Annotated in this window: 13 protein-coding genes; 6 read left to right on the top strand and 7 right to left on the bottom strand. The window is 60.6% G+C overall.

Features of this window, described 5'->3' with window-relative positions; genetic code table 11:
* Positions 1-62 precede the first annotated feature (62 nt).
* Together ahpC and ahpF are read left to right on the top strand one after the other, a co-directional pair.
* Entirely contained in the window at positions 63-626 is a 564-nt protein-coding gene (gene ahpC, locus PFZ56_RS22590; protein WP_011061677.1) for an alkyl hydroperoxide reductase subunit C, read from the top strand.
* A gap of 134 nt (positions 627-760) precedes the next feature.
* Positions 761-2326: an alkyl hydroperoxide reductase subunit F gene (ahpF, locus tag PFZ56_RS22585; protein WP_102863261.1), complete on the top strand. Its 1566-nt coding sequence runs from the start codon at positions 761-763 to the stop codon at positions 2324-2326.
* A 172-nt stretch (positions 2327-2498) separates the two neighbouring features.
* Here ahpF and gloA read toward each other — a convergent pair whose 3' ends face one another.
* The gene (gloA, locus tag PFZ56_RS22580; RefSeq protein ID WP_102863262.1) at positions 2499-3020 is read right to left on the bottom strand and encodes a lactoylglutathione lyase; all 522 of its coding nucleotides are present in this window, start codon (positions 3018-3020) and stop codon (positions 2499-2501) included.
* Positions 3021-3219: 199 nt separating this feature from the next.
* Here gloA and PFZ56_RS22575 point away from each other — a divergent pair, with 199 nt between their 5' ends.
* Complete coding sequence (locus tag PFZ56_RS22575; protein ID WP_102882614.1) at positions 3220-3747, top strand: DUF4946 domain-containing protein; 528 nt, start codon at positions 3220-3222, stop codon at positions 3745-3747.
* 232 nt (positions 3748-3979) lie between these two features.
* Here the strand turns inward: PFZ56_RS22575 and PFZ56_RS22570 are convergent, their stop codons facing one another.
* The 3 genes from PFZ56_RS22570 to PFZ56_RS22560 form a co-directional block, all read right to left on the bottom strand.
* On the bottom strand, positions 3980-4345 hold the full coding sequence (locus PFZ56_RS22570; RefSeq protein ID WP_102863264.1) for a histone-like nucleoid-structuring protein, MvaT/MvaU family: 366 nt from the start codon (positions 4343-4345) through the stop codon (positions 3980-3982).
* Positions 4346-4590: 245 nt separating this feature from the next.
* Complete coding sequence (locus PFZ56_RS22565; protein ID WP_170003978.1) at positions 4591-6129, bottom strand: EAL domain-containing protein; 1539 nt, start codon at positions 6127-6129, stop codon at positions 4591-4593.
* 81 nt (positions 6130-6210) lie between these two features.
* On the bottom strand, positions 6211-7104 hold the full coding sequence (locus PFZ56_RS22560; protein WP_170003976.1) for a LysR family transcriptional regulator: 894 nt from the start codon (positions 7102-7104) through the stop codon (positions 6211-6213).
* Positions 7105-7189: 85 nt separating this feature from the next.
* On the opposite strand from PFZ56_RS22560, the gene PFZ56_RS22555 reads away from it, so the two are divergent.
* From PFZ56_RS22555 to hpaR, 3 genes are all read left to right on the top strand, one after another.
* Complete coding sequence (locus tag PFZ56_RS22555) at positions 7190-8146, top strand: DMT family transporter (RefSeq protein ID WP_170003974.1); 957 nt, start codon at positions 7190-7192, stop codon at positions 8144-8146.
* Between the two features lie 251 nt (positions 8147-8397).
* On the top strand, positions 8398-9474 hold the full coding sequence (gene hppD / locus PFZ56_RS22550; protein ID WP_102882616.1) for a 4-hydroxyphenylpyruvate dioxygenase: 1077 nt from the start codon (positions 8398-8400) through the stop codon (positions 9472-9474).
* 129 nt (positions 9475-9603) lie between these two features.
* Complete coding sequence (gene hpaR, locus PFZ56_RS22545; protein WP_102863268.1) at positions 9604-10026, top strand: homoprotocatechuate degradation operon regulator HpaR; 423 nt, start codon at positions 9604-9606, stop codon at positions 10024-10026.
* A 51-nt stretch (positions 10027-10077) separates the two neighbouring features.
* On the opposite strand, the gene rarD is transcribed toward hpaR, so the two are convergent.
* The 3 genes from rarD to PFZ56_RS22530 form a co-directional block, all read right to left on the bottom strand.
* Positions 10078-10959 carry an EamA family transporter RarD gene (rarD, locus tag PFZ56_RS22540; protein ID WP_102882617.1) on the bottom strand — a complete coding sequence of 294 codons (882 nt, stop codon included), beginning with the start codon at positions 10957-10959 and terminating at the stop codon, positions 10078-10080.
* Between the two features lie 201 nt (positions 10960-11160).
* Complete coding sequence (locus PFZ56_RS22535) at positions 11161-12174, bottom strand: aldo/keto reductase (RefSeq protein ID WP_110596607.1); 1014 nt, start codon at positions 12172-12174, stop codon at positions 11161-11163.
* 219 nt (positions 12175-12393) lie between these two features.
* Positions 12394-13296, bottom strand: a complete 903-nt coding sequence (locus PFZ56_RS22530; RefSeq protein WP_170003972.1) for a LysR family transcriptional regulator — start codon at positions 13294-13296, stop codon at positions 12394-12396.
* Between the last annotated feature and the right edge of the window lie 80 nt (positions 13297-13376).

The raw sequence follows: 13376 nt of genomic DNA, 5'->3' as shown, positions 1-13376 counted from the left end.
GGTTAGGATTCTCCCCATCAAGTTTTCACCCAATGTTTTCAACCACTGATGGAGAGTCAACGATGCCTATCATCAACAGCCAAGTTAAACCGTTCAAAGCTACCGCATTCAAAAACGGCGCATTCGTCGAAGTGTCGGACGCTGATCTGAAAGGCAAATGGTCTGTCGTGTTCTTCTACCCGGCTGACTTCACCTTCGTTTGCCCAACCGAGCTGGAAGACCTGGCCGACAACTACGCCGAATTCCAGAAGCTGGGCGTTGAGATCTACAGCGTTTCCACCGACACCCACTTTGCTCACGCTGCCTGGCACAACACTTCGCCAGCCATCGGCAAGATCCAGTACACCATGATCGGCGACCCGACCCTGGCCATCTCCCGCAACTTCGACGTGCTGATCGAAGAAGCCGGTCTGGCTGACCGCGGCACCTTCGTGATCAACCCGGAAGGCCAGATCAAGATCGTTGAAATCAACGATGGCGGCGTAGGCCGTGACGCTTCCGAGCTGCTGCGCAAGATCAAGGCCGCTCAGTACGTTGCCGCTCACCCAGGCGAAGTCTGCCCAGCCAAGTGGAAAGAAGGCGAAGCCACTCTGGCTCCGTCCCTGGACCTGGTTGGCAAGATCTAAGTCCATGCATTACCCAAGGGCGGTGATCCGCACTTAAGTCAGCTGCACCCGCCCCCAAAACGCCCGGGCGAGATTCGCTCGGGCGTTTTTTTTTACCGAACCATCTCTTTATTCAGAACATGGAAATCGCCCGTATGTTGGACGCCAATCTTAAAGCTCAGTTGAAGTCATACCTGGAACGGGTCACCCAGCCGATCGAGATCGTCGCCTCCCTCGACGACGGTGCGAAATCCCAGGAAATGCTCGCGTTACTCAAAGACATTGTCAGTCTTTCCAACCAGATTACGTTGCTCGACAATGGTACCGATGGGCGCAAGCCGTCGTTCACGTTGAATCGCCCAGGAGGCGATATCAGCCTGCGTTTCGCCGGCATTCCCATGGGCCACGAATTCACTTCCCTGGTGCTGGCCCTGCTGCAAGTGGGCGGCCATCCGTCGAAAGCCAGTGCTGAAGTGATCGAGCAGATTCGCTCGCTCAAAGGCGAGTTCAACTTCGAAACCTACTTCTCGCTGTCCTGCCAGAACTGCCCGGACGTGGTCCAGGCCTTGAACCTGATGGCGGTGCTCAACCCGAACATCCGTCATGTGGCGATCGACGGCGCGCTGTTCCAGGCCGAAGTCGATGAGCGCAAGGTCATGGCGGTGCCCAGTGTCTACCTCAATGGCGTGAACTTCGGCCAGGGCCGCATGGGGCTGGAAGAGATCCTCGCTAAGCTCGACAGCGGTGCGGTAGAGAAGCAAGCGCAGAAGCTCAACGCCAAAGAGGCCTTTGATGTGCTGGTGGTCGGCGGTGGTCCAGCCGGTGCTTCGGCAGCCATCTACGCCGCTCGTAAAGGCATTCGTACCGGGGTCGCGGCCGAGCGCTTCGGCGGCCAGGTACTGGATACCATGGCCATCGAGAACTTTGTTTCGGTGAAAGAGACCGAAGGGCCAAAACTGGCCGCGGCACTGGAAGAGCACGTCAAGCAATACGACGTCGACATCATGAACCTGCAGCGAGCCAGTGCCCTGGTGCCGGCCAAGGAAGTGGGCGGCCTGCATGAGATTCAGTTTGAAAGCGGCGCGAGCCTGAAGGCCAAGTCGGTGATCCTGGCGACAGGTGCCCGCTGGCGTGAAATGGGTGTGCCGGGTGAGCAGGAGTACAAGGCCAAGGGCGTGTGTTTCTGCCCGCACTGCGATGGTCCGCTGTTCAAAGGCAAACGGGTGGCGGTGATTGGTGGCGGTAACTCCGGCGTCGAAGCGGCTATCGACCTGGCGGGTATCGTCAGCCACGTCACCTTGCTGGAGTTCGACAGCAAGCTGCGGGCCGACGCCGTGTTGCAGCGCAAGCTGTACAGCCTGCCCAACGTCAAGGTCATCACCAGTGCCCTGACCAGTGAAGTGAAGGGTGATGGGCAGAAGGTCACCGGCCTGGCCTACAAGGATCGCGATTCGGGTGAATTCCACACCGTGGACCTGGAAGGCATCTTTGTGCAGATCGGCCTGCTGCCCAACACCGACTGGCTCAAGGGCTCGGTAGAACTGTCGCCTCGTGGCGAGATCATCGTCGATGCCCGTGGCGAGACTTCGCTGCCCGGCGTATTTGCTGCCGGTGACGTGACCACAGTGCCCTACAAGCAGATCGTGATTGCGGTGGGCGAAGGCGCCAAGGCTTCCCTCAGTGCATTCGATCACTTGATCCGCACATCAGCACCGGCTTGATCGGCCGCTGAACAAACAAAACCCCATGAGCCTGGCTCATGGGGTTTTTTTATGGCTGCCTGGGTCGGCGCCGGTTTGCCAGTGAAGAGGCTGTTGGGCCTGGCGCAGTCCTTGCGGATGCGTTCGCTGGCAATCCAGTTCCTACACAGGCCAGCTCTGCACCTGCATCGGGTTACAGCGGCGCTGGCTGGATGATCTCGACCCAGTAGCCATCCGGGTCCTTGATGAAGGCCAGGCTCTTCATGCGGCCGTCATTCAGGCGCTTCTGGAAGTCGCAGCCCAGGGTCTCGAAACGTTCGCATGCGGCGACAATATCCGGCACCGAGATGCAGATATGGCCGAAGCCACGCGGGTCGGTGTTGCCGTTGTGGTAGGCGAAGTCCGGATCGTTCTCGGTGCCGTGGTTGTGGGTCAGTTCGAGAATCCCGGGGATCGACTTCATCCATTCGGTACGGGCCGCAGCGTCGGCCGGAATCTGTGACTTGTCCACCAGTGCGAGGAAGTACAGGCTGAATTCGGCTTCGGGGAAATCACGTTTTTCCACCAGGGAAAAGCCCAGGACCCGAGTGTAGAAGTCCAGGGAGCGAGTGATGTCCTTGACCCGCAGCATGGTGTGGTTGAAGACGAAACGAGCAGTGGCTGCGTCCGGTTGGGCGGTCACGCCAGGGAAAGTGTTGAGTTCGTTGAGGCTCATGGGCCCTCCAGAAGAAAGTGCGGCAAAGGCTGCCCGCGAGGGCGGGGAAGTCCTTGTCTGGCAATGGTTCGGACATCCTTGGAAGCGGGCAATGATACGCAACTGGACAGGATGGCGCCAAACCCAAAGCTCCTGATCTATTGCCCATTCCTGGCGCCGGGCTCAGACTTCAAGGCCAGTTTCTTTAGTGTGCCAATCCATGATCGAGTCGCTTAGAACCCAGGCTGTGGCCGTTTTGCTGTTGATGTTTGCGGGCGTTGTCCAGGCGCAACCGGAGGTTGCCTGGCCCGAGGGCTGGACTGTGGAGCCAGTGCCGGTCCAGGAGGCGGATCAGGCTGCCCAGGTTTCCCGGCAGCGGGCTGTGAAGAACGATGCCGCGGGCAATCCGCAACTGGTCATGGAGTTGACCATGACCCAGGTGGAACGTGGGCATGTAGTCAATCTTCAAGGGGTATTGCTAGAGATGCGCAAGTCAGTGCAGAAGGACTTTGCCCGCAGTGGATATCAGAGTGTCTGTAACAAGATTCATGCTGCGCAGTTGAGTCGTCTGGACGCTCTGGAGACCACTTGTACCATTACCCAGAATGGGCGACATGTGTTGTCGCAAACACTGGTGGCGGCACTGGATGAGGATAAGGCTTATGTACTTTCATACGCCGGTCAGGCGGCGGCTTATGCCGATAGTCAGGACCAGATACTGGCTGTACGAAATAGCCTCAAACTTTAAGGAAAAATCTGAAACAGTCGGTTTGCTTTTCGCGTGTAGCGAGTTCGTTTTCGAGAAAGGCATTAAGCGAGTAGTTGCTTTGGGGGCTGGCTTTATAGCAAGGCCTATCGCGGGATGGCTGATTGCCATCGGTTGGGCTGGATCTTCCCTTAGATTCAAGTCGTAATAAGAATATTCTTATCAATGTAAAAGGCCCTGCATATGCAGGGCCTTTTTCAGGTGGCGGCTTTGTTCAAGCGCGCAGCCAGGAATCCACAGTGGCAGCACCGTACTGTTCTTTCCAGGCTTTCAGGCCGCGATGATTGCCGCCCTTGGTTTCAATCAGTTCACCGGTGTGCGGGTTCTGATAGACCTTCACCACGCGTGCGCGGCGCTGTTTAGGGGCGTTGGCTTGTGGCAGGCCGCTTTTGCCCAGGTTGGGATCAAGGATTGCGATGATGTCACGCAAACTCTTGTCATAGGATTTCATCAGGGCCTGAAGTTTCTCTTCGAACTCGATTTCCTTTTTGAGGCCGGCGTCGTTCTTCAGGGATTCAAGCTGCGCGAGCTGTTCTTGAAGTGCTTTTTCTGCAGCACGAAATTCAGCAAGTCTGGACAATATCTTCACTCCAATAGTCTATTTTGGCTGATACAAACCACAAACAAAGCTATAAGCCATAAGCCGGTTAAGGCTCGATTAAGTGGCCTACCTGTGAATCTTGTACAGGCGGGAAAAATTGTAGTAGTTAATGGCGCGAGAGTAAATCAGGTTGTTCTTGTTCAAGCCTGTATTTGCCAATTGAATCAAATTGGTGCGTATCCCGAGTTACCGTAGTCGAGCACTTAATGTTCTGACATGGCTATTTAATGGCGCGCCAGGGCCGCAACAAATTCTGCACTGGGCATGGGGCGCCCAAATAAATAACCCTGCAGGAAATCCACGCCTTGAGCCGCCAGGTAATCCCGCTGCTCGGCAGTTTCAATACCTTCGGCGACGATGCCCAGATCGAGTTTGGCCGAGAGTTGAATAATGCTGTCGAGTATATGCAGCGACAGTGCGTCGGCACCGATCATGGCGACAAAGCTTTGATCGATCTTCAAGTAATCGACATTGAACTGACGCAGATAACCCAGGCTGGAATGCCCGGTGCCGAAGTCGTCGATGGCGATCATTACCCCGAGTTCATGCAGAGCGGCAAACAGCTGCTGGGTGGTGGCCGTGGGCTCGATCAGTTCGCGTTCGGTCAACTCCAGCACCAGGATCACCTTGCCGGGAGGGAAGGCGGCGAGAAACTCCCGGCAGTCCTCCAGCAACTGCAAGTCATGGCAGTGACTGGCAGTGATGTTGATGCCGATATGAAAACCATCGGTGAAGCCGGCGGCGTGGGGAGCCAGCACCTGCATCGTCTGCTGCATCAGCGAACGGGTCATGGGCACGATCAGCCCCGAATGTTCGGCGAAAGGGATGAACAGGTCCGGACGCACGAGTCCCTCTCGCGGATGTTGCCAGCGCATCAGCACTTCAATGCCGGCCCATTGCAGCGTGTCACCGCGCACCACCGGCTGAAAGTATGGAATGAACTCCCGGGCTTCCAGTGCCCGGCGCAATTCATGGCTGGGAGAGGCGGAGCGCTTCTGTAACCAGTGGGCCAGGACACCAGCGCCGGCACCGAGAAAGACCAGCAGGCTGAACAACGCCGGGTACTGGCTTTTCATGTATTTCCAGATGTCCCCCTCGGGAAATCCTGTACTGACGCTGTAGGGATAACGCGATGAACTCAGATGCTGGGGGGCCACTGCTGCCAGTGGCGGTGCGCCGTCGTGGACCCCGCCATCACTGGACAGCCAATGCTCGCCCACCTGCAGTCGCAAATGGGCGAAGCGGCTGATCAGGCGCAGGGCGTTGGTCAGGTGATAACCGTCGATGGTCGCCAGGGCCGAGCGCTCCCCCTCACTCAAGCGGTAGACCAGCAGCGCGGTGTTGGGGGTGACGGGATTGCCACTCATGAGCCAGAGCCGGCCGTCAACGTAATCCCGGGGATCGAGGGGCACCGGATAGCTGCCCAGCAATGAACTGCAATAGTTGTTGTTGCGCCACACCAGGTTGGTCGAGCGCACGAATGGTCGGCGAGTCACTTGGTCCCTCAGGGCCAGTTGCCGCACCTCGTCGCACTCCAGGCCTGCCTGGGGCAGCAGGGCCCTGGCGGCAATATCGGTGTTGTCCAGCATCAGGTCGAACTGGCGGATGGCTTCCTCGGCGGTTTCCAGGCTGCTGCGCACCAGCGCTCGTTCGGCCTGGGCGTAGAAAATGACGGCCCCCAGTCCGATGGGAAGCACAATCGCCAACACTGTCCAGAGTCTGCGGGTAGAACGCTTGAGCGGACCTTTGGCGGTCAGGGGCATGGATCGAACCTGTGGCGGAGGAGGGGCGGGCCAGCGTCTGGCTGCTGCAGCGCGGGCGGCAGCCTCCTGACGTTGTCTGGATCATCGCAGGATAGACGGCTTTGGATGACGATACAGACGTTGCGCATGCTGGATGAAGGCCAGTGTCGCCGGCGATGCCTGGCGCCGATCGAGCACGGCGATCCCCACTTGGCGCCGCACCGGCGGCGACAGGGGCTTGCTCCCATAGCGGGCGTCCGCAGTCGGGGGCAAGGACAGCTCGGCCAGAATGCTCAAGGCTTCACCCCGGGCCACGGTTTCCAGGGTGCTGAGCAGTTGCGAACTGCGGTAGCGGATGTTGGGGCTCAGGCCGGCGCCGATGAACAAGCGCGTAACCAGCTCGGCCGAGCCGGCTTCGGTCAGCACGAAGGGATCGTGACACAGCTGTTCGAGGCGGATCTCTTGCTCCCGGGCCAGGGCATGGCCCGCCGGAATCAGCGCCATCAACTGGTCCTCGATCAGGGCGAAGGTGTCGAAACGCTCCTCGGGCAACACCACGAAGCCCACGTCGACCCGTCGCTCCTCCAGCCATTGCAGCACCTGGCGATCCGGCCCCTCGTCGATATGCACCTCGATTCCCGGATGCTCGCGCCGGTACTCCTCGAGGATGGATGGCAACAGGCGCATGGAGGAGGTGGGGCCAAAGGAGCCGATGCGCAAGGTGCCGCGCTTCATGCCCCGAGCATCGGCGGCCTCCTGTTCCAAGGTCGCCGCCAGCCCCAGCATGGCCCGGGCCCGCAGCAACAGTTGGCCACCAATATCGGTGAGTTCGACCTGGGACTGATGGCGGCGAAACAGTTCGACCCCCAGTTCCTGTTCCAGGGACTTGATGGCGTGGGACACGGCCGACTGGGTGATGCCCAGGCGCGTGGCGGCGCTGGTAAAACCCGCCAGTTCGGCCACCCGGGAGAAGATCTCCAATTGGGTCAGGGTCATGAGTAAAAGCTCATTTTACGATGATGGGCTATTAGACAAAGAATGACCTCACAGCACAAATCCACGACCACAGAGCAGCATGATCATGAGTGAAAGCAGTATTAGCGGCCCCCTGGCGGCCGATCGCGGGGACCTGGCGGTCTATTGCAAACTGGCGGCAGTGACCATGATCTGGGGCGGCACCTTCGTCGCCGGGCGTTACCTGGCCGGCGGGCTTTCCCCCTGGCTGGCTGCCAGCCTGCGCTTCTTGCTCGCCAGCCTGGCCCTGCTTGGCTTCATGGCGGTGGCGCGCATTGCCCTGGCCCGACCCAGCCTCAAGCAGCTCGGCCAACTGGCGCTCCTGGGGTTCTTCGGCATCTTCTTCTACAACCTGTGTTTCTTCCTCGGCCTGCAACAGGTCAACGCCTCGCGGGCGTCCTTGATCGTAGCGCTCAATCCTGCGGTGATTGCCCTGGCGTCCTGGGCACTGTTCAAGGAACGCCTGAGCCGGCGCAAGTTGTTGGGCATCCTGTCGTGCCTGAGTGGCGCGGCCCTGGTGATCTGCAGTCGCGATCCTTCGGCCCTGGCTGCCGGGGCAGGGGGCTGGTATGGCGACCTGCTGATACTCGGCTGCGTCCTGGGTTGGGGGGTGTACTCGCTGTTTTCCAAAGGCCTCAATCAGCACCTTGGCCCGTTGCAGACCGTTACCTATTCGATCCTGATGGGAACCCTGATGCTGTGGGTTGCAACCCTGGCCCGGGGCGAGTTCGACCTGCATGCCATTGTCCGCCTGGACCTGAGCCAGGGCTTGAGCCTGCTGTACCTGGGCGTCCTGGGTTCCGCGCTGGCCTACATCTGGTACTACGACGGCCTGCGACGCATCGGTGCCACCCGCTCTGGCGTGTTCATTGCCCTCAACCCGCTGACGGCAGTGCTGCTGGGCGCACTGTTGCTGGGAGAGCAACTGAGCCTGGTGATGGGAATGGGCGGGGTGTTGATTCTCGGCGGCATCTACCAGTGCAACAAACCCCTTGCGGGCCAGGCGAAAAAGGCGATTTTATAGAGAATGCGGACAAAGGCTTTTACGCTGTGTAGAATCCGGTTACGCATACAATAATAAAGTCTTCTGGCAGCAGAAGCCTCGTCCCCCAGCCTGTAAGACAGGGTCGAAATGAAGATTCTCGGGTTTCAACTGATCTACGGTGACTTCCTCGCCCGCAGCGTGCGGGGCATCTCCTGCGCACCGCCTTCTTTCCTCAGCATTGATAGCAACTAACGATCCGTTAATTCTAAAAATATGATGAGGCGCCAACCATGGCAGATATCTTCGAAAACCCAATGGGCCTGATGGGCTTTGAATTCATCGAATTCGCATCGCCTACCCCCAATACCCTCGAACCGATCTTCGAGATCATGGGTTTCACCAAAGTCGCGACCCATCGTTCAAAAGACGTGCATCTGTACCGCCAGGGTGCGATCAACCTGATCCTCAACAACGAACCCCACAGCGTCGCCTCGTACTTCGCCGCTGAACACGGCCCGTCGGTATGCGGCATGGCGTTCCGGGTCAAGGATTCGCAAAAGGCCTACAAGCGTGCCCTGGAACTCGGCGCCCAGCCGATCCACATTGAAACCGGGCCGATGGAGTTGAACCTGCCGGCAATCAAGGGCATCGGCGGCGCGCCGTTGTACCTGATCGACCGTTTCGGTGAAGGCAGCTCGATCTATGACATCGACTTCGTGTTCCTCGAAGGCGTGGACCGCAACCCACCGGGTGCCGGCCTGAAGATCATCGACCACCTGACCCACAACGTGTATCGCGGGCGCATGGCCTATTGGGCCGGCTTCTACGAGAAGCTGTTCAACTTCCGCGAGATCCGTTACTTCGACATCAAGGGCGAATACACCGGCCTGACCTCCAAGGCCATGACCGCTCCGGATGGCATGATCCGCATCCCACTGAACGAGGAATCGTCCAAGGGCGCCGGGCAGATCGAAGAGTTCCTGATGCAGTTCAACGGCGAGGGCATCCAGCACGTGGCCTTCCTCACCGACGATTTGGTGAAGACCTGGGACGCGCTGAAGAAGATCGGCATGCGCTTCATGACCGCGCCGCCGGAAACCTACTACGAGATGCTCGAAGGCCGCCTGCCGAACCACGGCGAGCCGGTCAACGAGTTGCAGTCCCGCGGCATCCTGCTGGACGGCTCTTCGGAAGCTGGCGACAAGCGCCTGCTGCTGCAGATCTTCTCGGAAACCCTGATGGGGCCGGTATTCTTCGAATTCATCCAGCGTAAAGGCGACGATGGTTTCGGCGAGGGCAACTTCAAGGCACTGTTCGAATCGATCGAACGCGACCAGGTGCGTCGTGGGGTACTGGCCACCGAGTAACCCTCGGCAGGCTTGAACACAGAGCCCGATCAGGTCTTGCCTGATCGGGCTTTATATTGCCTGTCGGTTGGCGATAGTGAATGTGTTAATGTTTGCGCCTTTGTTTCCCAGCCCTTGACCGATGCCTCGATGAACACACCCAGACCGTCCCTGACCTTGACCCTGTTGCAGGCCCGTGAGGCCGCCATGGCCTTTTTCCGCCCCTCGCTGAACCAGCACGACTTGACCGAGCAGCAATGGCGGGTCATCCGCATCCTGCGCCAGAACGGCGAGCTGGAGAGCCACCAACTGGCAAAGATGGCCTGCATCCTGCCGCCGAGCATGACCGGCGTGCTGACCCGCCTGGAGCGTGACGAGTACGTCAGCCGCCGCAAATCCCCGGAAGACCAGCGCCGCCTGTTCATCACCCTGACCGATAAGGGCCAGGCGTGTTTCGAGTCCATGAGCGGCGACATGGAAATCAACTACCAGAAAATCCAGCAGCAATTTGGCGAGGACAAGATGCAAGCCTTGTTGGCCCTGCTCAATGAGCTCAAGCAGATCAAGCCCTGATCCCCAGCGGCGCCCGAACCTTGCCTGCCCAGGCCCATGCGGGCGCGTCGATCAGTTGCGGCGCTGGCGCAGCAGGTGCCTGACCCCTTCGAGCACCAGCACCAGCACCGCCAGCCAGACCGGGATGTAAGTCAGCCATTCCCCGGCCTTGATGCTTTCCCCCAGCAGCAGCGCGACAAACAGCAGCAACACCGGCTCCACATAGCTGAGCAGGCCGAACAGGCTGAAGGCCAGCAAGCGACTGGCGATGACGTAGCACGCCAGCGCCGAGGCGCTGATCACCCCCAGCAGAGGAATCAGCAGGTATAGGCCGGGATGGCTGTCCACCACGGCAAATCCCTGTTCGCCGCCTTGCACAAACCACAGTGCCACCGGGATCAACAGCGCCATGTCCAGCCACAGGCCACCCAGATGATCGGTGCCCAGGCGCCGCCGCAGGACGAAATACACCGGGTAACCCACGGCCACCACCAGGGTCGCCCAGGAAAAACTGCCCACTTGATACAGCTCGTTGAGCACCCCGAGGCAGGCCAGCAGCGTGGCCACTTTCTGCAGGCGCGACAGACGCTCGCCATACACGATGCGTCCGGTCAGGACCATGGTCAGCGGCAGCAGGAAGTACCCCAGTGACACATCCAGGCTGTAGCCGTTGAGTGGCGCCCACATGAACAGCCAGAGCTGCACCCCCACCAGGGCCGACGACAGCAGCAGCACCAGGCTCAGCAGCGGTTTGCTTGCCACCTGGCGCAGCACTTGGCCGACCCGGTGCCACTCGCCGCTGAAGATCATGAACAGGGTCATGCAGGGCAGGGTCAGCAGCATCCGCCAGCCGAAAATCTCCACCCCGGTCAGAGGCGTCAGCAGGGAGGTGTAGAAATACATGACGGCAAACAGCACCGACGCCAGGACCGATAACGCAATTCCTTTAGACACACTGTCCTCGTAATACCCGAACGCTCGGGACACATAGAAATAGGGGGGAGAAGCGAGGGGGAATATAGAGGGTCAGGCGCGAGTTTTTTGCTCTGATTGCGCCATCGCGGCGGGATTTTTTCTCGTTTATGGCCACAGTGCCGCCGAGCGTGTTGAGCCCAAGGCCGGTGGCGCGCGCCTTTGCGCCGCCACCGGCAGCGTTCAGCCCAGGTGCGGAAAACGACCGGAGACGAAATGACTCACATCGTTGAAGCCCGGGGTCGAGGCGTGCCCCGGGGTCACCAGGGCGTCGATGAAGGCTTCGTCCTCAGGGCTGATCTTCACCTGAAGGGCCCGGGTGTAAGCGTCCCACTGGGCTTCGGTGCGCGGGCCGACAATCGCCGAACTCACTGCCTGGTTGTTCAGCACCCAGGCGATGGCGAACTCGACGATGCCGACCCCGCGGCCCTGGGTGTATGCCTGGATCTGCTGGGCGATGCGCAGGGATTCCACCCGCCACTCGGTTTCCAGGATGCGCTTGTCCTGGCGTCCGGCGCGGCTGCCGCTGTCCGGGGCCACGTCCGGCGCGTACTTGCCGCTGAGCACGCCACGGGCTAGGGGGCTGTAAGGCACCACGCCCAGGCCATAGGCCTTGGCCGCGGTGATCTGCTCGGCCTCGGCCTGGCGGTTGACGATGTTGTACAGCGGCTGGCTGATGACCGGGCGGTCCACCCCCAACTGGTCGGCCACGCGAATGGCCTCGGCAATCCGCCAGCCCCGGTAGTTGGACAGGCCCCAGTAGCGGATCTTGCCCTGGCGCAGCAGGTCGCCGATGGCCGAGAGGCTCACCTCCAGCGGGGTGTTGTGGTCCTCGCGGTGCAGGTAGTAGATGTCCAGGTAATCGGTGCCCAGGCGGGTCAGGCTGGCCTCGATGCCGTTGAAGATGTGCTTGCGGCTCAGGCCGCTGCGGTTGGGCAGGCCGTCCACCGGGCCGAACCCCACCTTGGACGCCAGCACCCACTCATGGCGGTGGCGGGCGATGGCTTCACCGACGATTTCCTCGGAGCGGCCCTGGGTGTAGACGTCCGCGGTGTCGATGAAGTTGATCCCCTGGTCCCAAGCCTTGTCGATGATGCGCAGCGAGTCTTCGGTGCTGGTCTGCTCGCCGAACATCATGGTGCCCAGGGTCAGGCTGGAAACCTTGAGACCGGAGTGGCCGAGGGTGCGATAGCTCATGGGCGAAATCCTTGTGCTAGAAGGGTGGCCGGGGCATCTCCGGCCATGGGGGGCGACCATCAAATACCACAACGCCGGGCTAGCGCAATGCCTGAATGGCGCCTCCTCGCCGGGGCCGGCTTTTCGGCAAAGAGGTCCGTGAGATCGCCTGCAAGGACTTTGCGCAGGAGCCGGCTTGCCGGCGAACCGCGCAGCGGCCAGCCGCCCCTGGACCGGCGCTTAACACGGGCACAGCGCCCGACAGCGCTGCAACACAAAGCTGTGCAGCAGGCGCACCCGCTCGGAAACCTGCAGGCGATGTGGACACAGCAGATTGAACGGCGCCAGTTCCCCTTGCCAGTCGCCGAGCAGCGGCACCAGGCGCCCGGCGCGAATGTCCTCGGCCACGTCCAGCCGGGCCTTGTAGACAATGCCGTGGCCGGCCAGGGCCCAGCGCCGGGCCACTTCGCCGTCGTCGCACAGGTAGTCGCCGCGCACGGGCACCTCGCGCGTCTCGTCGCCACGGCTGAAGCGCCAGCTGTCATAGGGCTGGCCGTTACGCAGGTAGAGCAGGGCACTGTGGTGCGACAGGTCTTCGGGGGACTGCGGGGTGCCGCAACGGGCCAGGTAAGCCGGGCTGGCGCACACCAGGCGACGATGTTCGGGGAGGATCGGCAGGGCCACCAGGCTCGAGTCCGCCGGCACGCCAAAGCGCAGGGCCACATCCACGGTGTCGCGGAACAAGTCGGCATGGCGGTCGTTGAGCCGCAGTTGCAGGCGCAGTTGCGGGTGTTCGGCCTTGAATTCGTCAAGCCAGGGCAGCAGCGCGTTACGTCCGAAATCCGAGGGCGCCGACAGTTGCAGCACACCGGCCAGGCCCTGGCTCTGCTGCTTGAGCGCCTGTTCACCGTCCTCCAGGTTGGCCAGGGCCAGACGCACGCTTTCCAGGTAGCGGCGCCCCTCTTCGGTCAGGCGCATGCTGCGGGTGGAGCGCGCCAGCAGGCGGCTGCCCAGGCGGGTTTCCAGGCGCTTGAGGGCGATGCTGGCCGCAGCGGCCGTCATGCCCAGGGAGCGGGCGGCGGCGGAAATGCTCCCGGAATCGGCCGTGCGCACGAAAATTTCCAGGTCGAGGATTGAGCTCATTAGTAAAAATCCTTTAAAGATCTTTGCGTTTTAGCGGGATTTTTCCTCGATTGGCAAGCTGTGAAGATGCAATCACCTTT

This window comes from Pseudomonas danubii, assembly GCF_042980055.1.
GTDB lineage: Bacteria > Pseudomonadota > Gammaproteobacteria > Pseudomonadales > Pseudomonadaceae > Aquipseudomonas > Aquipseudomonas danubii.
Note: the sequence above shows the minus strand (reverse complement) of the source record. Positions and strands in the feature narration are given on the sequence as shown.

Bases quoted from the DNA above. Each gene is read 5' to 3' on its own strand.
- ahpC (WP_011061677.1), top strand. From the start codon at position 63: ATGCCTATCATCAACAGCCAAGTTAAACCGTTCAAAGCTACCGCATTC.
- ahpF (WP_102863261.1), top strand. From the start codon at position 761: ATGTTGGACGCCAATCTTAAAGCTCAGTTGAAGTCATACCTGGAACGG.
- gloA (WP_102863262.1), bottom strand. From the start codon at position 3,020: ATGAGCCTCAACGAACTCAACACTTTCCCTGGCGTGACCGCCCAACCG.
- PFZ56_RS22575 (WP_102882614.1), top strand. From the start codon at position 3,220: ATGATCGAGTCGCTTAGAACCCAGGCTGTGGCCGTTTTGCTGTTGATG.
- PFZ56_RS22565 (WP_170003978.1), bottom strand. From the start codon at position 6,129: ATGCCCCTGACCGCCAAAGGTCCGCTCAAGCGTTCTACCCGCAGACTC.
- PFZ56_RS22560 (WP_170003976.1), bottom strand. From the start codon at position 7,104: ATGACCCTGACCCAATTGGAGATCTTCTCCCGGGTGGCCGAACTGGCG.
- PFZ56_RS22555 (WP_170003974.1), top strand. From the start codon at position 7,190: ATGAGTGAAAGCAGTATTAGCGGCCCCCTGGCGGCCGATCGCGGGGAC.
- hppD (WP_102882616.1), top strand. From the start codon at position 8,398: ATGGCAGATATCTTCGAAAACCCAATGGGCCTGATGGGCTTTGAATTC.
- hpaR (WP_102863268.1), top strand. From the start codon at position 9,604: ATGAACACACCCAGACCGTCCCTGACCTTGACCCTGTTGCAGGCCCGT.
- PFZ56_RS22535 (WP_110596607.1), bottom strand. From the start codon at position 12,174: ATGAGCTATCGCACCCTCGGCCACTCCGGTCTCAAGGTTTCCAGCCTG.
- PFZ56_RS22530 (WP_170003972.1), bottom strand. From the start codon at position 13,296: ATGAGCTCAATCCTCGACCTGGAAATTTTCGTGCGCACGGCCGATTCC.